The 19,981-nt window shown below is 69.5% G+C and carries 28 protein-coding genes; 16 read left to right on the top strand and 12 right to left on the bottom strand.

Translation table 11 applies throughout. The annotated features are described in order from the left end of the window. Positions 1-4 precede the first annotated feature (4 nt). From ACIRG5_RS27365 to ACIRG5_RS27375, 3 genes are read left to right on the top strand one after another with little or no spacing between them, the layout of a single operon-like run. Positions 5-310 (top strand): helix-turn-helix transcriptional regulator, encoded by a 306-nt coding sequence (locus ACIRG5_RS27365; protein WP_402909462.1) that lies wholly within the window; start codon positions 5-7, stop codon positions 308-310. Beyond that, positions 307-606, top strand: coding sequence for a hypothetical protein (locus ACIRG5_RS27370; RefSeq protein WP_402909465.1), 300 nt, complete (start codon positions 307-309; stop codon positions 604-606). Before ACIRG5_RS27365 ends, ACIRG5_RS27370 begins: the two co-directional genes overlap by 4 nt. 48 nt (positions 607-654) lie before the next feature. Beyond that, on the top strand, positions 655-1,251 hold the full coding sequence (locus ACIRG5_RS27375) for a hypothetical protein (protein ID WP_402909468.1): 597 nt from the start codon (positions 655-657) through the stop codon (positions 1,249-1,251). Here ACIRG5_RS27375 and ACIRG5_RS27380 read toward each other — a convergent pair. From ACIRG5_RS27380 to xrtP, 6 genes are all read right to left on the bottom strand, one after another. Further along, a complete protein-coding gene (locus tag ACIRG5_RS27380) occupies positions 1,220-3,139 on the bottom strand; it encodes an ATP-dependent DNA helicase (protein WP_402909939.1) in 1,920 nt (639 codons plus the stop codon). The two genes, ACIRG5_RS27375 and ACIRG5_RS27380, sit on opposite strands and share 32 nt — an antisense overlap. A 129-nt stretch (positions 3,140-3,268) precedes the next feature. Further along, positions 3,269-4,075 (bottom strand): TIGR04222 domain-containing membrane protein, encoded by an 807-nt coding sequence (locus ACIRG5_RS27385; RefSeq protein WP_402909471.1) that lies wholly within the window; start codon positions 4,073-4,075, stop codon positions 3,269-3,271. A 22-nt stretch (positions 4,076-4,097) separates the two neighbouring features. Continuing rightward, positions 4,098-4,718: a hypothetical protein gene (locus tag ACIRG5_RS27390; RefSeq protein WP_402909474.1), complete on the bottom strand. Its 621-nt coding sequence runs from the start codon at positions 4,716-4,718 to the stop codon at positions 4,098-4,100. Between the two features lie 31 nt (positions 4,719-4,749). Continuing rightward, positions 4,750-5,250 (bottom strand): biotin transporter BioY, encoded by a 501-nt coding sequence (locus ACIRG5_RS27395; protein ID WP_402909942.1) that lies wholly within the window; start codon positions 5,248-5,250, stop codon positions 4,750-4,752. Between the two features lie 157 nt (positions 5,251-5,407). Continuing rightward, positions 5,408-6,730 carry a glycosyltransferase gene (locus ACIRG5_RS27400; RefSeq protein ID WP_402909944.1) on the bottom strand — a complete coding sequence of 441 codons (1,323 nt, stop codon included), beginning with the start codon at positions 6,728-6,730 and terminating at the stop codon, positions 5,408-5,410. 44 nt (positions 6,731-6,774) lie between these two features. Continuing rightward, entirely contained in the window at positions 6,775-7,293 is a 519-nt protein-coding gene (gene xrtP, locus ACIRG5_RS27405) for an exosortase P (protein WP_402909477.1), read from the bottom strand. Positions 7,294-7,588: 295 nt separating this feature from the next. Here xrtP and ACIRG5_RS27410 point away from each other — a divergent pair, with 295 nt between their 5' ends. The 4 genes from ACIRG5_RS27410 to ACIRG5_RS27425 all read left to right on the top strand — a co-directional run bounded on the left by ACIRG5_RS27410 (position 7,589) and on the right by ACIRG5_RS27425 (position 10,595). Beyond that, a complete protein-coding gene (locus tag ACIRG5_RS27410) occupies positions 7,589-8,353 on the top strand; it encodes a choice-of-anchor P family protein (RefSeq protein WP_402909480.1) in 765 nt (254 codons plus the stop codon). Positions 8,354-8,369: 16 nt separating this feature from the next. Beyond that, positions 8,370-8,561, top strand: coding sequence for an LPXTG cell wall anchor domain-containing protein (locus ACIRG5_RS27415; protein WP_402909482.1), 192 nt, complete (start codon positions 8,370-8,372; stop codon positions 8,559-8,561). A gap of 68 nt (positions 8,562-8,629) precedes the next feature. Beyond that, a complete protein-coding gene (gene wecB / locus ACIRG5_RS27420) occupies positions 8,630-9,802 on the top strand; it encodes a non-hydrolyzing UDP-N-acetylglucosamine 2-epimerase (protein ID WP_402909485.1) in 1,173 nt (390 codons plus the stop codon). 124 nt (positions 9,803-9,926) lie between these two features. After that, on the top strand, positions 9,927-10,595 hold the full coding sequence (locus ACIRG5_RS27425; RefSeq protein ID WP_402909488.1) for a hypothetical protein: 669 nt from the start codon (positions 9,927-9,929) through the stop codon (positions 10,593-10,595). A gap of 5 nt (positions 10,596-10,600) precedes the next feature. Here the strand turns inward: ACIRG5_RS27425 and ACIRG5_RS27430 are convergent, their stop codons facing one another. Next, the gene (locus ACIRG5_RS27430; protein ID WP_401036346.1) at positions 10,601-11,140 is read right to left on the bottom strand and encodes an isochorismatase family protein; all 540 of its coding nucleotides are present in this window, start codon (positions 11,138-11,140) and stop codon (positions 10,601-10,603) included. A 1-nt stretch (position 11,141) separates the two neighbouring features. Continuing rightward, complete coding sequence (locus ACIRG5_RS27435) at positions 11,142-12,425, bottom strand: nicotinate phosphoribosyltransferase (protein ID WP_402909946.1); 1,284 nt, start codon at positions 12,423-12,425, stop codon at positions 11,142-11,144. Between the two features lie 79 nt (positions 12,426-12,504). Between ACIRG5_RS27435 and clpS the strand changes: the two genes are divergently transcribed. The 4 genes from clpS to ACIRG5_RS27455 are packed head-to-tail and all read left to right on the top strand — an operon-like array spanning position 12,505 to position 14,580. Next, the gene (gene clpS / locus ACIRG5_RS27440) at positions 12,505-12,804 is read left to right on the top strand and encodes an ATP-dependent Clp protease adapter ClpS (protein ID WP_093598701.1); all 300 of its coding nucleotides are present in this window, start codon (positions 12,505-12,507) and stop codon (positions 12,802-12,804) included. Next, positions 12,801-13,358 carry a DUF2017 domain-containing protein gene (locus ACIRG5_RS27445; RefSeq protein WP_319978081.1) on the top strand — a complete coding sequence of 186 codons (558 nt, stop codon included), beginning with the start codon at positions 12,801-12,803 and terminating at the stop codon, positions 13,356-13,358. Before clpS ends, ACIRG5_RS27445 begins: the two co-directional genes overlap by 4 nt. Further along, on the top strand, positions 13,355-14,266 hold the full coding sequence (locus ACIRG5_RS27450; RefSeq protein ID WP_402909493.1) for a P1 family peptidase: 912 nt from the start codon (positions 13,355-13,357) through the stop codon (positions 14,264-14,266). Before ACIRG5_RS27445 ends, ACIRG5_RS27450 begins: the two co-directional genes overlap by 4 nt. 17 nt (positions 14,267-14,283) lie before the next feature. After that, on the top strand, positions 14,284-14,580 hold the full coding sequence (locus ACIRG5_RS27455; protein WP_402909496.1) for a hypothetical protein: 297 nt from the start codon (positions 14,284-14,286) through the stop codon (positions 14,578-14,580). On the opposite strand, the gene ACIRG5_RS27460 is transcribed toward ACIRG5_RS27455, so the two are convergent. From ACIRG5_RS27460 to ACIRG5_RS27470, 3 genes are read right to left on the bottom strand one after another with little or no spacing between them, the layout of a single operon-like run. After that, positions 14,564-14,983, bottom strand: a complete 420-nt coding sequence (locus ACIRG5_RS27460) for an SRPBCC family protein (RefSeq protein ID WP_402909499.1) — start codon at positions 14,981-14,983, stop codon at positions 14,564-14,566. The genes ACIRG5_RS27455 and ACIRG5_RS27460 overlap by 17 nt on opposite strands. Next, positions 14,980-15,444 carry an SRPBCC family protein gene (locus ACIRG5_RS27465; RefSeq protein ID WP_402909949.1) on the bottom strand — a complete coding sequence of 155 codons (465 nt, stop codon included), beginning with the start codon at positions 15,442-15,444 and terminating at the stop codon, positions 14,980-14,982. The genes ACIRG5_RS27460 and ACIRG5_RS27465 overlap by 4 nt, the downstream gene beginning before the upstream one ends. A 27-nt stretch (positions 15,445-15,471) precedes the next feature. Next, positions 15,472-15,816, bottom strand: coding sequence for an ArsR/SmtB family transcription factor (locus tag ACIRG5_RS27470; protein WP_402909502.1), 345 nt, complete (start codon positions 15,814-15,816; stop codon positions 15,472-15,474). Positions 15,817-15,926: 110 nt separating this feature from the next. Between ACIRG5_RS27470 and ACIRG5_RS27475 the strand changes: the two genes are divergently transcribed. From ACIRG5_RS27475 to ACIRG5_RS27485, 3 genes are read left to right on the top strand one after another with little or no spacing between them, the layout of a single operon-like run. Beyond that, positions 15,927-16,337 (top strand): Mov34/MPN/PAD-1 family protein, encoded by a 411-nt coding sequence (locus tag ACIRG5_RS27475; RefSeq protein ID WP_030479226.1) that lies wholly within the window; start codon positions 15,927-15,929, stop codon positions 16,335-16,337. A 31-nt stretch (positions 16,338-16,368) separates the two neighbouring features. After that, positions 16,369-16,641 (top strand): MoaD/ThiS family protein, encoded by a 273-nt coding sequence (locus ACIRG5_RS27480; RefSeq protein WP_030479225.1) that lies wholly within the window; start codon positions 16,369-16,371, stop codon positions 16,639-16,641. 8 nt (positions 16,642-16,649) lie between these two features. After that, positions 16,650-17,600: a PLP-dependent cysteine synthase family protein gene (locus tag ACIRG5_RS27485; protein ID WP_402909506.1), complete on the top strand. Its 951-nt coding sequence runs from the start codon at positions 16,650-16,652 to the stop codon at positions 17,598-17,600. Positions 17,601-17,714: 114 nt separating this feature from the next. Here ACIRG5_RS27485 and ACIRG5_RS27490 read toward each other — a convergent pair whose 3' ends face one another. Further along, on the bottom strand, positions 17,715-18,575 hold the full coding sequence (locus tag ACIRG5_RS27490; RefSeq protein ID WP_402909508.1) for an SMP-30/gluconolactonase/LRE family protein: 861 nt from the start codon (positions 18,573-18,575) through the stop codon (positions 17,715-17,717). A gap of 33 nt (positions 18,576-18,608) precedes the next feature. Between ACIRG5_RS27490 and ACIRG5_RS27495 the strand changes: the two genes are divergently transcribed. Continuing rightward, positions 18,609-19,220, top strand: a complete 612-nt coding sequence (locus ACIRG5_RS27495; RefSeq protein ID WP_330270604.1) for a rhomboid family intramembrane serine protease — start codon at positions 18,609-18,611, stop codon at positions 19,218-19,220. An 11-nt stretch (positions 19,221-19,231) separates the two neighbouring features. Beyond that, complete coding sequence (murI, locus tag ACIRG5_RS27500; RefSeq protein ID WP_402909952.1) at positions 19,232-19,981, top strand: glutamate racemase; 750 nt, start codon at positions 19,232-19,234, stop codon at positions 19,979-19,981.

Here is a 19,981-nt window from a genome sequence, read left to right on the forward strand (position 1 = left end):
TGGCGTGGAGCCACTGCAACGCATCGGCAAGGCCACCGTCGACGTGCTCGAAGTGCTGCTCGGCGCCGACGAGCCGCGCTGGGGCCTGGAGATCATCAAGCTCACCGGCAGGCCGTCCGGCAGCGTCTACCCGTTGCTGGACCGGCTGGAACGGGCCGGGTGGGTCTCGTCGACCTGGGACGACGACGCGGAACGGCGTGGGCCGCGCCGGCGGATGTACCGGCTGACCGGCGAGGGTGCCGCGGAAGCACGTCGAGTCGTCGCTCGGGCGGCTCCGGCGCCTCGGTTCGTGCCCAGGGCGGCGCAATGAGAGTCGCGTTGTTGTTGGTGCGGTTCGCGGCGGCCGTTGTGGGTGATGAGCGCTATCGCGAGCAGTGGGAAGCGGATGTCGTTGGTGCGCGCGAACTGGGCATGTCGCCGCTCAAGGTCGCACTCGGCGCACTTGTCGCTGTGGTCGCCATTCCGTCGAAGGGAACCGTCATGGTGCCTGTTGGACCGCTCGCCATCGCGCTCAAGCACGCGAGGACGCCACGCGGGCGTGTGCTCGTCATCGCCGTCGTGTCCGCGTTGTTGTTGCTGGGCGGAGTCGTGATGCTGTTCGCATGAGCAAATAGCTCCGTGTCGTTTCGGCGCGTCCGGGCTTAGCTTCGGGCGGTGGCAAACGAACTGACGATTCCACTCCTTCCTTGTCGGGACATCGACGAAATCGCGTCCTTCTACGAGATGCTCGGCTTCTCGATCACCTATCGGCAGACGCGGCCGAACCCGTACGTCTGCATGCGGCTTGAGGACATCAACCTGCACTTCTACGGGATGGATGTACACGTTCCGGAGCAGTCGCACAGCACGTGCGTGGTCATCGTGGAGGACACCGGGCCGCTGTACGACGACTTCGCGGCTGGAATGCGTGCCGTGCACGGGAAGGTGCTCATCTCCGGCATTCCGCGGATGACCCGGCCTCGGCTGCGCAACGACCGGTACACCGGGTTCGCCGTCGTCGATCCGGCCGGCAACTGGATCCGGATCAACAAGGCCACCCAGGAACCCGAGGCTCAGACGAAACTGGCTCGTGCCATGGAGAACGCGGCACGGCAGGCGGACGCGCGCGGAGACGAGCGGCAGGCGTTGAAGATCCTGGAAGGGGCGCTGAAGCAAGCCGGCGGTTCCGAACCGGAACTGCCGGACGTCCAGGCCTACCGCGACGAACTGATCGAGCGGATCAGCGGGGCTGAGCCTCGTCCAACCGCTTGAGGGCGCCGCGGACCACCTCGGGGTCGTAGGTCGTCCAGAACGGGGGGAGTGAGGCCCTGAGGAAGCCGCCGTAGCGGGCCGTGGCCAGTCTCGGGTCGAGGATGGCCACCACGCCCTTGTCCGACATCGACCGCAGCAACCGGCCCGCGCCCTGGGCCAGCAGCAGGGCGGCGTGCGTGGCGGCGACGGTCAGGAAGCCGTTGCCGCCACGTGAGCTCACCGCCTTCTGGCGGGCGGAGGCCAGCGGGTCGTCCGGGCGCGGGAACGGGATCCGGTCCATGATCACGAGCTGCAGGCTCGGGCCTGGCACGTCGACGCCCTGCCAGAGCGACAGCGTGCCGAACAGACAGGTGCGCTCGTCCTCGGAGAACTTCTTGACCAGCAGGCCCGTCGCGTCGTCGCCCTGGCACAGGATCGGGAACTCGAGCTTGTCCCGCAGCGCCTCCGTGGCCGCCTTCGCCGCACGCGTCGAGGAGAAGAGGCCCAGCGCGCGACCACCCGCCGCGTTCACCAGGCCCTCGATCTCGTCGAGGTACTCCGGCGGCAGGCCGTCGCGCCCCGGCTGAGGCAGATGCTTTGCCACGTAGAGGATGCCGCTCGTGCCGTGCTGGAACGGCGAGCCGACGTCGAGGCCGGACCACTTCGGGCCGTCGATGTCCTTGTCGGTCGCCGCGCCCTCGATCTTGCGGACCTTCTCCGACGGCGGCAGGCCCCACTGGCGCGCCATCGTGTCGAAGGCGCCGCCGAGCGTCAGCGTCGCGGACGTCAGAACGGTGGTGCGCTTGGCGAACAGCCGTTCCCTGAGCAGGCCGCCCACGCCGAGCGGGGCGACCCTGATGGCCGGCGCCTTCTGGTTGAAGTCGCCCGACACCCACACGACGTCGTGTTCCTCGTCGAACGCCTCCAGCACTCGCACAGCGCAGTCGTGGACCTCTTCCAGCAACGCCAGCGCGAGCTTGCGCGCCGTCGCCCCGTCCGGGTCCTCCTTGCGTTCCGAACCCATGGCCGACATGCAGGCGTGCGCCGCGTCGCGCGTGGCCGCCAGCGCGCCCGCCAGAGCCCTGGGCAGCGCGTCCAGCCGGCCCGATGGCATGTCTTCGAGGATCATCGCCAGCCCGTCACTGGCCTCGGCCAGCCGGTCCGCGATGTCCTGGTCGATGAGGCGCCCGCACCGCCGCGCCGCCATCGAGACGCTCGCGCCGCTCAGTTCCTCCGTGGCCACCGACGTGATGCGGTCGACCAGGTCGTGCGCCTCGTCGATCACCACCACGTCGTGGTCGGGCAGAACCTGGTAGCCCTCCAACGCGTCGATGGCGAGCATCGCGTGGTTCGTGACCACCACGTCCGCCTTGCCCGCCTCGGCCCGCGCCCGTTCCGCGAAGCAGTCGGCCCCGATCGGGCACTTCGACACCCCGAGGCACTCCCTGGCCGTGACGCTGACCTGCCGCCACGCCTGCTCGCTGACGCCGGGCACCAGTTCGTCGCGGTCCCCGGTCTCGGTGTCCGACGACCACTGGTGCAGCCGCTTCACCTCGCGCCCGAGCTTCGACACCGCGAACGGGTCGAACAGCGCGTCCTCCTCCGGCTCGTCCGGAGCCCCGTTGTGCACGCGGTGCATGCACAGGTAGTTCCTGCGGCCCTTGAGGATCGCGAACGTGGGCTCGCGCCCCAGGTCCTTCTTGAGCGCTTTGGACAGGCGCGGCAGATCCCGGTCGACCAGTTGCCGCTGCAACGCGATCGTGGCCGTCGAGACCACCACGGTCTCGGCCTCGGCCACCGCGTGCCGGATCGACGGCACCAGGTACGCCAGCGACTTGCCGGTACCCGTGCCCGCCTGCACCGCGAGATGCTCGCCCGTGCGGATCGAGTGGTCGACGGCCTCGGCCATCTCCACCTGACCAGGACGCTCCGCGCCACCCACGGCGTGGACGGCGGTTTCGAGCAGGCTCAGGGTGGGGGGAACTTCAGGCACGGGACAGACCGTACCCGGCAGGTCCGACAGTCTCGTCAGACCCGCTCAGTCGCCGCCGCCTCCACCGCATCCGCCGCCACAGCCGCTGCCTCCGCAACCACTGCCGCTGTCGCCCGACGAACAGCCGCTGTCGGACGAGCAACCGCCCCCGCAGCTGCTGCTGGTCGTCGTGTCACGGCCGGGCAGCGTCGCGATCATGACCGCGCTGAGCCCGAACATGCCGGCGACCGCGACCCCGCCGATCCTTCCGCGCAGCCCGCGCACGGCGACCGCGCCGACCGGGTCCTGCGGGCTCACCCGGCGCGTGGCCCGTTTCAACAGGACGTAGCCGGCCCTGGTGCGCAGGCGGCCCGGGTCGCGGGCGCGCAGCACCGAGGCCCAGACGAGCGTCACCGCGGCGGCAGCGAAGAAGTACCAGAACGGGAACTCGGTCAGCTGCGGCGCGAAGTCCAGGAAGTCCACCAGGAGGTGCGGAGCCACGGCGCTCATCACCCCGGCGATCATGAGCAGCGGCGTCAGCAGGAACAGCCACGGGAAGAGGCGGGGGCGCAGGGAGCGGCGGCGCCGGAGCAGCCCGCGGTTGATCAGGTGGCCGCGCAGGCCCTCCGCCTCCGACGAGCTGAACGCGCCGAGGACGACGTCGTTCAGGTGCCGGCCCGAGCGCAGGCCGTGCAGGATCTGCGCCTCCAGCGGGGTCGCCGGGCGGGCACCGGGCACGTGGACGGCGCTCAGCACGCCCTCGCGCGAGACCCGGACCAGGCCGGCCTGGATCAGGCGGGCCAGGGCCACCTCGGCCGCGCGGGCCGGGCCGCCGGCCAGGCAGCCCAGCTCTTCGGGGGTATGCGTGGTCACGCGGATTTCTCGGCCGCGGAGGTCAGGTCGTTACGTCGGTCAGGATCCGGTCGAACAACTCGACGGTCGCCCGCGCGTGAACCGCGGTCAGTTCCACGGACGGGTCGTGCCGCGCGGACACCACGTCCAGGATCGGCAGGTCGGGCCAGCGGGCGGTGGCCAGCTCGCCGGCGCGCGACTTGCCGACGATCTCGCCGGTCCGGATCGTGTGCCACAACCGCGCGGGGCCCAGTCCTAGCCAGAGAACGCCGTCACGCGGCAGCTCCGGCATGGCTCGAACCTGGTCGAACAGAGGCTTCCAGTAGCTGAGGAGGTTCGAGCGGCAGTACGCCTCGACATCAGCGGCGGTGCCAGGACAGGTGGGGCGTGCGCCGCGCACGGTCTGCCCGACTGTGCGCAACTGTTGCCACAGCACGGGAGTGATCTCACCGGCCAGCGGCGTCACGTCGAAAACGGGCTTCTCCAACGAGCCCGCCAGAACCACGGCGACGTCGGCGCCCTCGAAAGCGGGTACTTCGGCGGCCGACACGAGCTCGATCACGATGTCCAGGTCCGAGTCGGCGACGACGTCGTCCAGCACGCGTGACCCATGAAGATGCGCGCCTGCCACGAGACCCGGCAGGCGCGCGTCCAAGAACGTCAAGTACTCCCCAGGTGTCACCACCCGGTGCAAACTACCGGCGGCGCACGAGGGCCCAGGCTCCCGGCAGCACGCCCGCGGCCAGCGCGATCTTCAGCGCGTCACCGATCAGGAACGGCAGCACGCCGACGGCCAGGGCCTTGCCGAACGACATCCCGGTCATCGCCATCAGCCACGGCACGCCCACGGAGTAGATCGCCAGGTTGCCCAGTGCCATCGTCCCCAGGGTGCGCATCGGCGTGCGGTCGCCGCCGCGGCCGGCCAGGTAGCCCACGAGAGCACCGGCGAACACGAAGCCGACGACGTAACCGAGCGAGACCGGAACGCCGGACGAGCCGCCCTGGAACCACGGCACGCCCGCGACGCCCGCGATCAGGTACAGCAGCATCGAGGTCGCTCCGCGTTGCCAGCCAAGGGAAGCGCCGACGAGCAGGGCGGCGAACGTCTGGCCCGTCAGCGGAACCGGGCTGCCGGGAATCGGCAGGGCCACCTGCGCGGCGAGACCGGTGAAGGCGGCACCGGCGACGACCAGCATCAGGTCGCGGGCCAGTGCGCCCGGCACGAAGTCGGCGAGCACGGTGCGACGGGGCGCGAGTGCGAGAGCCACGTTCCCTCCCAGACGGAATCGAGTGAACCGAGGTTAACCACGGAAGCTCGAGAACGTCTTTGTTCGATCTCTACAAAGTGACCGGTCACACATCCAGCGCGACTTTGCCCGCCACGCGGTCCTCGTTGCGGCGCGTTTTGGTCCAACCGTTGTTGCCGCGCACTAAACGGATCAGCGCGCGCCACGACGTGATGTAGAAGGTGTAGATGTACAGCGCGTAGCCGAACCCGTACGCAATGGACTTCCAGAACCCAACGGGCTCACAGCGTGCGCGGTACACCGGTCCCCACAGGACGAACGGCATGAGCCCGAACGCGCCGTAGACCGTGAACAGGATCCAGGCACCGTCGAAGAACCACGCCACGACTTCGGAGGGCGACACCGCGAACCGGTACGCCATCATCGCCATCGGAATCGGGTAGATGAGCGTGCCGAGCAACTGCATCCACGGTTGCGCGAGGTAGTACATCATCTCCGCCGCGCCCAGCGTGGTCAGGTGGTCGGAGTCCCAGATGCGCCGCAGATAACGCATGCACTGCATGGTTCCCTGACCCCACCGCGTGCGTTGCGCCAAGAACCGCCGCAACGAGTACAGCGCCTCCTGGTTCACGTGCGTGTCCAACGAGAAACCCGTGTGCCAGCCCGCCGTCAGCAGGTGCACGCCGAGCTCGAAGTCCTCCAGCAACGAGCCGCGCCACGGACTTCCGGTCGATCCCGCGATCGAGTCCAAAGCGGACAGCCGGGTGAACTGGCCGTTGCCGCCCATGGAGATCGTGCCGGTGGCGCCGCGCGACATCTGGATCGCCGCGATGGCCGTGCGGAACTCGAGGTCCTGCATCCGCACGAGTCCGGCACCGAAGGCGCGCCGCCACCACGTCACGCCGGGTTGCCGCTGACCCGCGTTGATCATCCGCACGTCCACCTGCACGGCGCCGATCCGCGGGTTGCCGAAGAGGTGTTGTGCCGCACAGACTTCCAGGCAGTTCGGTGCGGGACGACCGTCCGCGTCCACCACGACGACGATCGCGCGGTCGGCGTCCGCACGCCGCCCCATCCACATCTTCAGCGTGCGGTACGCGTCGTTCAACGCGTTTCCCTTGCCGGTGCGGGCATACGGACGTTGGCGCTGCACGAGGTGGATCTGTGGATCCCGGATACCGCCGTTGCGCTTCAACGTCCGCACGACTCCGGCCGTGCTGTCGTCGGAGTCGTCGTCGATGACCCACACGTGCGCGATGGGGAACGTCGTGCGCAGGTACCGGATCGTGTCGCCGATGACGGCCTCCTCGTCGCGGCACGGCACGAAGAAGTGCCACTCCAGCGACGAGGGGTCGCCGACGGGCGCGGGTTTGCGCCGCAGGTACGGGATCACGATCACGAACACGTACGTCACGAAGGCGACGCTCATCGTCAGCGCGAGCGCCTGCGTGAACCCGAGAACGAGGTCGAGGCTCACTTCCGCGTGGCCAGCCAGACGAACGCGACCAACGCCGCCGCGCCACCGAACACGCTCACCATCGAGCCGAGCAGGGTGTGGCCCCAGTAGTAGCCGGTGTCGACGCCCAGCCACTGCACCAGGCCCACCAGCGTCAGCACGCGGAACTGGTTGACGATCACGACCGCCAGTGCGGCGACCCCCAGCGCGAACAGCACGCGGTTCTGGATGCGCGGACGCAACGCGATCATCACCGCGCCCACCACGATCAGCGGCAGCACCAGGAACGCGGACGTGCACTCCGGCGTCATCCGCAGGCCCAGCGGAGTGTCCGAGCCCAGTCCGAAGTAGACGGTCTGGCGGTCCGGGATCACGTCTACACCGTAGGAGCTGATGACGCTCAGGATCGCGCCGGACAGGGAGATCTCGGCCGTGCGGTACAGGCGGTGTGCGAACACGAGTCCCGCGGCTACGGCGAGCAGGACGACCACGGTCACCCGGCTCGGGAGTGTGGCGCGGCGCAGGGCAAGCGTCACCCGAGGATCCTTTCCACCGATGAGGGAGCGCCCAGACGGGCTACTTGACGTTCCATCGGTAGACGCAACGTCATCCCTCACCCCCGGATCGGGTGACGCCGTAACCGGAAATTGATCAAAAAAGCCACGATGGGTGGCGCCGATTGGGCGAGTCGAGTGGTCCCGTCGCCCGATACGGGGAGTAACCCTCAGTTCCCTCGAAAGAACGCCGATGCCGGTAATTGCCCCCGGAAAGCGTGAAACCGCATTGGTATCAACGCGCCCTGGGGCCGGAGGAACCAAGGGAAGGAGTTTCATGCGTGTCCGAATGACGGGACTGGCTGGAGTCATCGCGATTGCCGCACTCCTGGTCGGTGCCGCACCTGCTTCGGCCGCACCGGGGGACGCCTCGGCTTATGGTGCGAAGCTCGACGTGACGCTGCTCGGCAGCCCCGCGGTCAACGCGGAGCCAATCGCTGCAGCCAATGCGAACGGCCCGACGAAGAACACGTTCGCAGGCGTCGACCTCACCGGAATCCTGAAGACCGGTGTCATCAACGCTTCCGCGTCGCGGGACGAGAATTCCGGCGGCGTGTACTCGCGGGCGAGCACCGCGGACGTCCGGGTCGACCTGCTCTCCAAGGTCACCGGAAAGATCTCCGCCGAACTGGTGGAGGCGGAGTGCACGGCGACCCAGAAGGGTCTGGCCGGCAAGTCCAAGCTCGCGGGCGTGAACCTCGGCAAGCTCGGCCAGGTCAACGCCGACCCGGCGGCCAACACCAAGCTCGACGTGCAGCTGGCCGGAGTCAAGATCGCTGAAGTGATCTTCAACGAGCAGTTCAAGAACGACGACGGCAGCCTCACCGTGAACGCGATTCACATCAAGCTGCTGCAGGGCGTGCTCGGCGGCATCGGCACGGGCGACGTGATCCTCTCGTCCGCCACGTGCGGCCCCGCGGGCCTGCCCATTCCGATGGCGTCGGGGGCGGGCCTGTGGATCGGCCTCGGCCTGCTCGGTGTCGTCGCCGCTCCGGTCGCCTTCACAGCGCTGCGCCGTCGCGCGTCGCTCAACGCGGCCTGATCGAGGAGAGCGGCGAATGTACAAGGTCCCCGGTACGGGCGTCGGTGTCGGCACGAGCGTGGGCGCCCTCGCGGTCACCGGTGCGGACGTGACGTGGTGGATCGCCGCGGGAATCGTGCTCTTGCTCGCTGGTGCGCTCCTCATGCACAGCACGCGCAAGAAGCGCCGAGCGGTCCCGGTCCAGGTCAGACCGAACCGAGCTGGCTGAAATGGTCCGCCTGGGGTGTCCCCCCGGCCCCAGGCGGACCTCCCGGTCTCCCCGAGAAGAGGACAACGGTGAGGAAAGAAGTTCTGCTCGTGGCCGGCACCCGGCCGGAAGCACTGAAGATCGCCCCTGTCGCCATCGCGCTGAAGGGACATCCCGGCCTTCGTCCCACGATCGTCCACAGCGGACAGCACGCCGGCATGGTCGAGCAGGCGCTGCGCGCGTTCGACCTGGAGCCGGACGTGCGGCTGGACGTTCCCCGCGTCACCGGGACGCAGGCCGAGCTGGTCTCCCGGTTGCTGCCCGAGTTCGACGCCCTGCTGGAGGAACGCGACCCGGCGGTCACCCTCGTGCAGGGCGACACCACGACGACCCTGTCCGCGGCGCTGGCCTCGTTCTGGCGCGGAATCCCCGTGGCACACCTCGAAGCCGGCCTGCGCACCGGTGACCTGTACGGCCCGTTCCCCGAGGAGGGGAACCGGCAGATGATCTCCCGCATCACGTCGCTGCACCTCGCGCCGACCGACGACGCCGCGAACGCGCTGAACGCCGAGTCCCTGCCGGACAGCCACATCGTCGTCACCGGCAACACCGTCGTGGACGCCGTGCAGCGCGTCGCGTCCGCGGACCTCCCCGCGTCCAGCCCGGACGTCGTCGCCCTGGAACGCTCCCTGGACGCCACCGGTGGCCGCCTCATGCTCGTCACCGTGCACCGCCGCGAGTCGTGGGGCCGCCCGCTCATGCGCGTGCTCAACGCCGTGCGCGCCATCGCCGACCGCCACCCCGATCTGCACGTGCTGATCCCCGCGCACCCGAACCCCGGCGTGCGCGAACAGGTGGTGTCGCTGCTGGGCGGTCACGAGCGCGTCGTCATCACCGACCCGCTCGACTACCCGGACCTGGTGCGCGTGCTGCGCCGCTCGGCCCTCGTGCTGACCGACTCCGGCGGCATCCAGGAGGAGGCGCCGTCGTTCGGCGTGCCGGTGCTGGTGCTGCGCGAGACCACCGAACGCATGCTCGCCGTCGACGCCGGGTGCGCCTGGCTCGTCGGCACCGACACCACCCGCATCCTCGCCGAGGCGGGCTGGGTGCTCGGCTCCCGGCTGCGGCTTCCCCTGGGGCGCAACCCGTTCGGCGACGGGCGTGCCGCCGTGAGGGTGTGCTCCGCGCTGGAGAAGCTGGCCGGTCTCCCCACCGCCCTGCCTCGCCGGGAGCCGTTCGCCACGCTCGTGGGCGTCCACTGACGAAAACGCCTGTCACTCAATCAGGTAATTGCCTACACGAACGGGTGACATGGGGTGCTGGGTCGTCATCAGTGCCACCCAACACCACCATTATCGGGCCGTGGGAACAGAGGCAATGCGAAAGATGAGCAAAATTTCGATCGCGGGCGCTGTGCTCGCGTTGACGTTCGCGACCGCGGGTACCGCCCTCGCGGCGAACCCGCCCGGCACCGCGTCGTCGGGTTCCGCCGACTTCGCCAAGGCGGACCAGACGTTCAAGGTCGCCCCGCTCGCGGTGTGCGACGTGAATCCGGACGTGGCGGGCACCGTCACCGGCGCCAGCCCCGCCGTGAGCAGGACCGGGCTCAAGATCGGTGAGACCAGTTCGGCGTGCACGACCGAGGTCGTGAACCCGGACGAGTTCCTCACCAAGACGAAGTCCGTCGCGAAGGGCGCCGGTTTCGACCTGTCCGCCCTCGCCGGGCTGTCCGGTGGGAACAAGGGCCCGCGGCTCAAGATCGCCGAGTGGACGATCACCTGTGACGCCACCGAGAAGGGCACGTCGGCGGGCTGGGAGCTCAAGGGCATGTCCGGGTGGACCGGGCTGCCGCAGAACATCACGCCCGGCTACGTGCACGACATCAAGGCCGCCAACGGAACCGTGCTGGCCAGGGCCAAGTTCACCGACACGGTGTTCCCGGTGCCGAACGACGGCAGCATCTCGATGACGCTGGTGAAGATCACCTTCGAACCGTCGTCCGGCTACACCGGCAGCATCACCGTCGGCACGGTGGCCTGCTCGCCGACTCCGTAGAGGACTCAGACGACACCGACACCCGCGGCGAGCAGTTCCTCAACTGCGGCGTCGCGGGTCGTCGGCGAGACGGCTGCCGTCAGGTCGACGAGGACCGTCGTGCGGAAGCCGTTGCGCTGCGCGTCCAGTGCCGTGGCGCGGACGCAGTGGTCGGTCGCGATGCCGACGACGTCCACATCGGTCACGCCGTTGTCCGTCAGCCAGCCCGCGAGGTCGTTCTCCGCCTCGAAACCCGAGTAGGCGGCGGCGAAACGGCCCTTCGAGAAGACCTGCTCCACGCGGGCGACGTCGAGCTCCGGGTGGAACGACGCGCCGGGCGTGCCCGCCACGCAGTGCACCGGCCACGAGTCGATGAAGTCCGGGGTCAGGGAGAAGTGCGAGCCCGGATCCACGTGGTAGTCCCGCGTCGCCACGACGTGGTCGTACGGCGTGGTGGCGATGTGCTGCGAGATGGCCGCGGCCACGGCCGCACCACCGTTGACGGCCAGCGAACCGCCCTCGCAGAAGTCGTTCTGGACGTCGACGACGATCAGTGCCTTGGTCATGTCAGCCTTCCAGGTAGATCGTCGGGATCGCGGGCTCGCCGCGCGAGAGCTTGAGGCCCTCCCACGGCACGCTCACCAGTGCCGCGCGCAGGCGTTCGCGGTTCTGCTCCAGCGTGGGGACCTCGTCGGTGACCTGTCCGTCACGCATCAACGGGATCTGCACGAGCCTGTCGTACGGGCCGAGCTCGGGTTCGTTCGAGGCCTGGAACACGACCTCCTCCAGCGCCGTACCGGTGTCCTTGTGGCGGCGCAACGCCTTCTTCCAGCCGCCGCGCGACTGCTTCGACGTGCTGCGCTTCTCGACGTGCCTGCCGTCGACCTCGACCAGCTTGTAGACCATGCCCGCGGTCGGCGCGCCCGACCCGGTCACGACCGACGTGCCGACGCCGTACGCGTCCACGGGCTCGGCGCGCAGGGCGGCGATCGCGTACTCGTCGAGGTCGCTGGACACGACGATCCGGGTGTTGCGGGCGCCCAGCGAGTCGAGCTGGTCGCGGGCCTGCCTCGCCATCACACCCAGGTCGCCCGAGTCGATCCGGATCGCGCCGAGGTCGGGACCGGCCACCGCGACGGCCGTCTTGATGCCCTCACTGATGTCGTAGGTGTCGACCAGCAGCGTCGTGCCGACACCCAGCGCCTCGACCTGGCTGCGGAAGGCCTCTTCCTCGGAGTCGTGCAGCAACGTGAACGCGTGCGCGCACGTGCCGGCCGTCGGAATGCCGTGGCGGCGGCTCGCCTCGAGGTTGGAGGTCGCGTGGAAGCCCGCCAGGTACGCCGCGCGGGCGGACGCCACGGCGGCTTCCTCGTGCGTGCGGCGCGAACCCATCTCGATCATGTGACGGCCGTTGGCCGCGGTCACCATGCGGGCGGCGGCGGACGCGATCGCGCTGTCGTGGTTGAGGATCGAGAGCGCGAGCGTCTCCAGCACGACACCCTCGGCGAACGACGCGCGGACCGTCAGCACCGGCGAACCGGGGAAGTACAGCTCGCCCTCGGGGTAGCCGTCGACCTCGCCGGAGAACCGGTAGTTCGCGAGCCATTCCAACGTGGAATCGTCGACCACGGCGTTGCGGCGCAGCTGGTCGATCTCCTCCTCGCCGAAGCGGAAGTCCCTGATCGCGTCGAGCAGCCTGTTCGTCCCCGCGACGACGCCGTAGCGCCGTCCGTCCGGGAGCCTGCGGGCGAAGACCTCGAACACGCACGGACGGTCACCGGTGCCGTCACGCAGCGCGGCCGCGAGCATGGTGAGCTCGTAGTGGTCTGTCAGCAACGCCGTCGAGTTCATGGTCACCAACCCTAAGGTCGCATCCGGTTTACCCGCACGCGGTCTCCGTCACTGCGGCGAACATGACACCATTGGCGGTATGACCACGCCCGTCGAACAGGAACGGACGCAGCCGGAGGCCGTCGGCGAGGAGATCGCAGCCGAGGACCGGCCGTGGCAGACCGTGGTCTGGAACGACCCGGTAAATCTGATGTCCTACGTGACGTACGTGTTTCAGAAGCTGTTCGGCTTCAGCAGGGACCATGCGACCAAGCTGATGCTCGACGTGCACCACAAAGGCAAGGCGATCGTGACATCGGGCACCAAGGACAAGGTGGAGGCCGACGTGGCGAAACTCCACGCGGCAGGACTCTGGGCGACCATGCAGCGGGCCTCGTGAAGAGGTGGATCCGCGACGGCGACGTCGTCGTCGGCAGGCTGGATCGGCAGGAGGCCGCGGTCGTGCGCGGTCTGGTCAGCCAGATCCAGGACATGCTGCTGGCCCGCGCCGAGGACGCGCCGCAGGACGAGCTCGCGGAGCTGACCGGCATCAGGACAGGCCCGTCGGAGGCACCCGACGATCCGATCCTGGGCAGGCTGTTGCCCGACTTCCACCGTCTCGACGACGACGCGCCCGACCCGGACGAGGTCAACTCGGCGTCGGCGCTGCGCTCGTTGCACGAGCCGGAGCTTCTGGACCACAAGACGGCCGCGGCCGAGACCGTGCTGAAGACGTGCTCGCCCGACGGCGGTGAGCTCCGGCTGACCATCGCCGAGGCCGAGGCGTGGATGTCGTCGCTCAACGACGTGCGCCTGGCCCTGGGCACCGCGCTGGACGTCACCGAGGACATGCCGGACGAACTGCCGCCGGAGGACCCGCGTTCGCCGCACCTCGGCGTGTACCACTGGCTGACCTGGGTGCAGGACACGCTCGTCGAAGCGATGATGCCGTGATTCCCGGCGTCCTCGTCGGGCATCACCACCGCGTCGAACCGGGCTGGGCGACGGGCACGACCGTCGTGCTGGTGCCGGCGGGAGCCGTCGGCGCCGTCGACGGCCGCGGTGGCGCGCCCGGCACCCGCGAGACCGACCTGCTGGACCCGTCGAACCTGGTCCAGCAGGTGCACGCGATCTGCCTGAGCGGTGGGTCCGCCTACGGGCTCGCCGCGGCGGACGGCGTCATGCGCTGGCTCTCCGAACGCTCGATCGGCTTCCAGGTGGGCGCTCAGCCACACCACGTCGTGCCGATCGTGCCGGGAGCGGTGATCTTCGACCTGCCGATGTCGGAGTGGGGCAACCGGCCGGACTCCTCGTTCGGCTACGCGGCCTGCGAGGCGGCCTCGGAGTCCTTCGAGCTCGGTTGCGTCGGCGCGGGTGCCGGTGCGCGGGTCGGGTCGCTGAAGGGCGGCGTCGGCGTCGCCTCGACAACGGTCGGCGCGCACCGGATCGGCGCCCTGGCCGTGGTGAACGCGGCCGGCGAGGTCGTCGACCGCGCGTCCGGTCTGCCGTGGCTGCCCTCGCTCGGCACGTCCGCGGTGGTGTTGCCCGAACGCAAGCCCGACGGCCTGAACACCACGATCGGCGTCGTCGCGGTGGACGCGGACCTGTCCAAAGCGGAGTGTCAGCGGCTCGCGATGGCCGCGCAGGACGGCCTCGCCCGCGCCGTGCGTCCCGCGCACTCGATGTTCGACGGTGACACGGTGTTCGCGCTGGCCACCGGTGCCGTGCCGCTGGCGGAGCCGCGCGTGTTCGCGCTGGACGCGCTGTGTGCCGCCGCCGCCGAGATGTTCGCGGAGGCCGTGGTGTCCGGTACGCGCGAGGCGACGTCCTTGAACGGTGTGACGGCTTTCCGCGACCTCTGAGTGGGTACCCGCCGGGCATGGCCGATGTCATCGATCAGGCAGCAGGTGTCGTGTCCGAACTGGCGCCGCCCGGTGCGGCGCGGGAGATCCCCGGCAGGGAGCTGGCGGTGGTCGCGCCCGCAGGGTTGTTCGCCGCGGCGTTCCTGGTGCCACCGGGGCTGGGGAAGGTGCTGATGAAGCTAGGCGTCGCCGTCACACCGTTCGCGGCGTGGGCGGAGCTGACCGCGTGGCGCGGGCTCGACCAGGCGCAACGACGGCGCGGAGTGGCGTTGCTCGCCCTCTACCTCGTGGTGGTGCTCAGCCGGCGTCGATGAACGCCTTGAAGTTGTCGAGGTTGCGCTCGGACTGCTCGCGCAGCGACTTCTCCAGCAGCTTCCGGCCCAGCTTGAGCAGGCCGGACAGCTCGATCTCGCTGTCGGACACCAGTCTGGTGGTGTGCTCGTCGATCGCCGAGTAGCGGTTGGTGATCGTGTGGACCATGCCGCGCGCCTCGTAGCGGGAGGTGCGTTCGTCGGCGGTCGCGGCCAGCACGGTCTCTTCGAGGGTGAACTTCCGGTAGGTCAGCGTCGCGGTCGAGCCCGCCGCGCCGGGCGTCTCGCCGTGCTGGGTGATGCTGACGAGGTCCGGCTGCCAGTGGTGGACGTGCGCCGGGTCGGACGTGAGCACCCGCACTCGTTCGATCGGCTGGTCGAGCACGATCTCCTTGGTGAACCTCATCCGAGCACCTTGACCCATTCTCCGGCGAGCTGCTCCGCCAGCGCGTGTGCCGCGGCCAGGTCCTCCGGCGCGGAGGCGGCGATCCAGTCGACGGCGCGTCCCTCGGGCAGTTCGTCCGCGAGGTACTTCTCCAGCGCCACCAGCCCCAGTTCCCAGCCTGCGCCGGTGCCAGGGACGAACTCGCCGGGCATGGGGGAGTGCGTCAGCGTGAGGACCGTCGAGTCGCCGTCCGCGTCGAGCCGGACCAGCACGTCGGTGTTCATCTCGCCGATCTCCCAGGTCAGGACGATCTCGCTGGGCCGGTCGCAGCGGACGATCTCGCCGCCCGCGTTGCCCTCGAGCTGGTAGCGGCCGCCGGGCCGCAGCTCGCCGCTGATCGGCAGGAACCACCTGACCAGGCGTTCCGGCGTGGTGATGGCGTCCCAGACGTCCTCGCGTCCGGCCTTGTAGTGCCGCCGGATGACGAGCTTCTCGTCCTCGTAGCCGCGTCAGTCATCTTCTGCCTCCAGCCTTCGCTCACGTCTGCCTCGTGCCAGCTCGGTCGCGAGGGCGTCGAGGTGCGGTTCCCAGAACCGCCGGAAGTGGTCGAGCCACGCGTCGATCTCCCGCAACGGGTCGGGCGCCACCGCGTACAGCCGCCGCGTCCCGGACGGTCTGACCTCGACGAACCCGTTCGACCGCAACACTTTCAGGTGCTGCGAGACGGCGGACTGGGTGATGCCGAACTCGGCCTGGACCACTTCGCCGACGTCCCCGGCCGCCCGCTCACCACCGGCGAGCAGTTCCAGGATTCGCCTGCGGACCGGGTCCCCGAGTACGTCGAACGCGTGCACGGCGGTCACTGTAGTAGCCGCTGCTAATATAAGCCAGAGCTAAATCAAGCTGCGTGACGTGGGTATCTCGCATACCGAGACAACTCCGGCCAGCCCGTAGGATTGAGCGCGTGCTGGTGATTCGCCGTGACCTGGTGGACGCGATGGTGGCCCACGCGCGCCGCGACCATCCCGACGAGGCGTGCGGGGTGATCGCCGGGCCGTACGGGTCCGACAGCCCTGAGCGCTTCATCGAGATGGAGAACGCGGAGCGGTCGCCCACGTTCTACCGGTTCGACGCGGCCGAGCAGCTCAAGGTGTGGCGCGGGATGGACGCGAACGACGAGGTGCCGGTGGTCATCTACCACTCGCACACCGCCACGGAGGCGTACCCGTCCCGCACCGACATCTCGTTCGCGGGCGAGCCGGAGGCGCACTACGTGCTGGTCTCCACGCGTGACCCGATCGAGCACGAGCTGCGGTCGTACCGCATCGTCGACGGTGTCGTGACCGAGGAACCGGTCAAGATCGTCGAATCCTGAGTTGCACCCGTTTCCCGGAGGTAGAACCACCATGGCAGTCACCGTGTCGATCCCGACCATCCTGCGCACCCACACCGGGGGCGAGAAGTCGGTGTCCGCTGCCGGTACGACGCTCGCCGAGGTCATCGACGACCTGGAGAACAACCACGGCGGCCTCAAGGCCCGCCTGGTCAAGGAGGGGACGCTGCACCGCTTCGTCAACGTCTACGTCAACGACGAGGACGTGCGCTTCTCCGGTGGCCTCGCGGCCGAGGTGAAGGACGGCGACAACGTCACCATCCTCCCGGCCGTCGCGGGCGGCTGATCTTCCCGATGGCCCGCTACGACTCGCTCCTGGACGCGCTCGGCGGCACACCGCTGGTGGGCCTGCCGCGCCTGTCGCCGTCCGAGAACGTGCGCATCTGGGCGAAGCTCGAGGACCGCAACCCGACCGGCTCGATCAAGGACCGGCCGGCGCTGGCCATGATCGAGGCGGCGGAGCGGGACGGCGTGCTGCGTCCCGGCGCGACGATCCTGGAGCCGACGTCCGGCAACACCGGCATCTCGCTCGCCATGGCCGCGAAGCTCAAGGGCTACGGCCTGGTGTGCGTGATGCCGGAGAACACCTCGACCGAGCGCAAGCAGCTGCTGCAGGCGTACGGCGCGCGCATCGTGTTCTCGCCCGCCGCCGGAGGGTCGAACCAGGCCGTCGCCACGGCGAAGGAGATCGCGAAGCAGAACCCGGACTGGGTGATGCTCTACCAGTACGGCAACCCGGCGAACGCGGAGGCGCACTTCCGCGGCACGGGCCCGGAGATCCTCAAGGACCTGCCGGAGATCACGCACTTCGTCGCCGGGCTCGGCACGACGGGCACGCTCGTCGGCGTCGGGCGGTACCTGCGCGAGGCCAAGCCGGACGTGCAGATCATCGCCGCCGAGCCCCGGTACGGCGAGCTGGTCTACGGGCTGCGCAACCTCGACGAGGGCTTCGTGCCAGAGCTGTACGACGAGTCGGTGCTGACCGGGCGGTACTCGGTCGGCTCCTACGACGCGTTGCGCCGCACCCGGCAGCTGCTGGAGACCGAGGGCATCTTCGCGGGCATCTCGACGGGCGCGATCCTGCACGCCGCGCTGGCCGTGGCGCAGAAGGCCGAGGTGGCGGGGAAGGCCGCGGAGATCGTGTTCGTGGTGGCCGACGCGGGGTGGAAGTACCTGTCCACCGGCGCCTACGCCGGAACGCTGGACGAGGCGGCCGCCAGGCTCGACGGCCACCTCTGGGCTTAGCCCGACGATCTTGTCGGTGGTGCCGAGTACGTTGTGATGTAGGGGTCCCCAGATCGAGGGGACCCCTGCGACAGCCTGCGGAGGCCGGTTCCCGACCGTGTCCGAGCAGCTCGGTCAGCCGTTGAACGCGACGCTCGGCACGCCCTGCCCGGCGCCGGGCAGCACCAGCACGGAGCCGTTGAGCTGCCGGTCCATCAGCGCCTGGTCCGAGAGCCCGACGCGCGCCGACGTGACGTAGAGGTCGGTGAAGTCCGGTCCGCCGAAGCAGCACGCCGTCGGGTTGTCGACCGGCAGTTCGATCTCGCGGTCGAGCTCGCCCTGAGGCGTGTAGCGGCGCACGGCGTGCCCACCCCACAGCGCGACCCACACGCACCCGTCGGCGTCCACGGTGAGCCCGTCCGGCCAGCCGTCGGTGTTGCCGACGTGGGTGAGCGGGCGGCGGTTCGCGACGGTGCCGGTGGCGTTGTCGAAGTCGAGGACGTCGATGCGGCGGGTCGGCGTGTCGATGTAGTACATGAGCTTCGCGTCCGGGCTCCAGCCGACGCCGTTGCTCGTGTTCACCTTGTCCACCATGACCTTCGCGGCGCCGTCGCCGGTGATCCTGGCGAGCCAGCCCTCGTCGGCGGCCTGGTCGTAGCGCATCGTGCCCGCCCACAGCCGGCCCGACGGGTCGATGCCCGCGTCGTTGCCGCGCACGCCCTCGCGCGCCCAGTAGACGAGCCAGCTCTTGGCGCCGTCGCGGTCGATCAGGGCGATGCCGTCCCGCAGGTTGCAGACGATCCCGCCCTGCGCACGCGGCTTGGCGGCACCCACGTGCTGCGGCACCGCGAGCACCGCGTCGTCGTCGCGCGCGGGTGCGTACCGGTGCACCTCGGAGGCGAGGATGTCCACCCACAGCAACGTGGAACTGCTGTGGTCCCACGTCGGGCCCTCGCCGAGCTGGGCGGACGCGCGTACGGCTACTTCGATCGACACCCAACCACCCTAATCGGCACGTACCCTGGACGAGTGGACCGCACCGCGCTCGCGAAACGGGTAATACCGCCACATCCAGTGCTGTCGTTGTTCGTCGTGGCCGGATTCGTCGGGTTCCTCTACTTGGTCGAGGCCTTCGACGTGGCGACCGGCGGCTCGCTGGAGGACGACGGCGTGCGGCCGCGCGACTTCAGCCAGTGGGACAACCTGCTGTGGATGCCGTTGATCCACGGCGACTGGAGTCACCTCACCGGCAACGCCGTTCCGTTGCTGCTGCTCGGGTTCCTCGCGACCTCGGGCGGCCTCAAGCAGTTCTTCCAGGTCACCGCGATCATCTGGCTGGCCTCGACGCTGGGCGTGTGGGTGTTCGGCAGCCCCGGCAGCCACATCGGCGCGTCCGGGCTGGTGTTCGGGTTCCTGGCGTTCCTGCTCGTGCGCGGGATCTTCGCGCGCTCGTGGCTGCAGCTGGTGATCGCGGTCGGCGTGTTCGCGCTGTACGGCGCCGCGCTGTGGGGCGTGCTGCCGGGTCAGCCGGGAGTGTCCTGGGAAGGCCACCTGTTCGGCGCAATCGGCGGCGTTCTGGCTGCGTGGGGTGTTTCCCGCGACAACCGCCGCACCAGCGCACCGGCTACATTCACGGCGTGACGATCGGGATCATGGACTCGGGCGTCGGCGGCCTGACGGTCGCCCGCGCGATCATGGATCAGTTGCCGGGCGAGTCGATCCACTACATCGGCGACACGGCCAACGGTCCCTACGGGCCGCTACCGATCGCACAGGCGCGCAAGCACGCGTTGGAGATCTGCGACCGGCTCGTGGACGAAGGCGCGAAGATGCTGGTGATCGCGTGCAACACCGCGTCCGCCGCCTGCTTCCGCGACGCCCGTGAGCGCTACGACGTGCCGGTGGTCGAGGTGATCCTTCCCGCCGTGCGCCGCGCTGTCCGGACGACCCACAGCGGTCGTGTCGGCGTGATCGCCACTGTGGGCACGATCAACTCGCACGCCTATCAGGACGCGTTCCAGGCGGCGCGCGACGTGACCGTGACGGCGGCGGCGTGCCCGCGGTTCGTCGACTTCGTGGAGCGCGGCGTCACCTCCGGGCGGCAAGTGCTCGGGCTGGCGCAGGCCTACCTGGAACCGTTGCAGCGCGCCGAGGTCGACACGGTCGTGCTCGGCTGCACGCACTACCCGTTGCTGACCGGCGTGATCCAGATCGTCATGGGCGAGCACGTGACGCTGGTGTCGAGCGCCGAGGAGACGGTGAAGGACGTCGTGCGGCTGCTGACCGAACGCGACGAGTTCGCCTCCGAACCTGCTCTGCACCGGGTGACGTGCACCGGTCCGCCCGAGCGGTTCGCGAAGCTCGCCGCGCGGTTCCTGCCGACCTTCGAACAGTGGGGCTGA

It is taken from the genome of Lentzea sp. NPDC102401 (assembly GCF_044765805.1).
In the GTDB taxonomy this organism is placed as follows: domain Bacteria; phylum Actinomycetota; class Actinomycetes; order Mycobacteriales; family Pseudonocardiaceae; genus Lentzea; species Lentzea sokolovensis.

Bases quoted from the DNA above. Each gene is read 5' to 3' on its own strand.
- ACIRG5_RS27370 (WP_402909465.1), top strand. From the start codon at position 307: ATGAGAGTCGCGTTGTTGTTGGTGCGGTTCGCGGCGGCCGTTGTGGGT.
- ACIRG5_RS27380 (WP_402909939.1), bottom strand. From the start codon at position 3,139: ATGGCCGAGGCCGTCGACCACTCGATCCGCACGGGCGAGCATCTCGCG.
- ACIRG5_RS27395 (WP_402909942.1), bottom strand. From the start codon at position 5,250: ATGCTGGTCGTCGCCGGTGCCGCCTTCACCGGTCTCGCCGCGCAGGTG.
- ACIRG5_RS27400 (WP_402909944.1), bottom strand. From the start codon at position 6,730: ATGAGCGTCGCCTTCGTGACGTACGTGTTCGTGATCGTGATCCCGTAC.
- ACIRG5_RS27410 (WP_402909480.1), top strand. From the start codon at position 7,589: ATGCGTGTCCGAATGACGGGACTGGCTGGAGTCATCGCGATTGCCGCA.
- ACIRG5_RS27415 (WP_402909482.1), top strand. From the start codon at position 8,370: ATGTACAAGGTCCCCGGTACGGGCGTCGGTGTCGGCACGAGCGTGGGC.
- ACIRG5_RS27425 (WP_402909488.1), top strand. From the start codon at position 9,927: ATGAGCAAAATTTCGATCGCGGGCGCTGTGCTCGCGTTGACGTTCGCG.
- ACIRG5_RS27430 (WP_401036346.1), bottom strand. From the start codon at position 11,140: ATGACCAAGGCACTGATCGTCGTCGACGTCCAGAACGACTTCTGCGAG.
- ACIRG5_RS27435 (WP_402909946.1), bottom strand. From the start codon at position 12,425: ATGAACTCGACGGCGTTGCTGACAGACCACTACGAGCTCACCATGCTC.
- clpS (WP_093598701.1), top strand. From the start codon at position 12,505: ATGACCACGCCCGTCGAACAGGAACGGACGCAGCCGGAGGCCGTCGGC.
- ACIRG5_RS27455 (WP_402909496.1), top strand. From the start codon at position 14,284: ATGGCCGATGTCATCGATCAGGCAGCAGGTGTCGTGTCCGAACTGGCG.
- ACIRG5_RS27460 (WP_402909499.1), bottom strand. From the start codon at position 14,983: ATGAGGTTCACCAAGGAGATCGTGCTCGACCAGCCGATCGAACGAGTG.
- ACIRG5_RS27480 (WP_030479225.1), top strand. From the start codon at position 16,369: ATGGCAGTCACCGTGTCGATCCCGACCATCCTGCGCACCCACACCGGG.
- ACIRG5_RS27485 (WP_402909506.1), top strand. From the start codon at position 16,650: ATGGCCCGCTACGACTCGCTCCTGGACGCGCTCGGCGGCACACCGCTG.
- murI (WP_402909952.1), top strand. From the start codon at position 19,232: ATGGACTCGGGCGTCGGCGGCCTGACGGTCGCCCGCGCGATCATGGAT.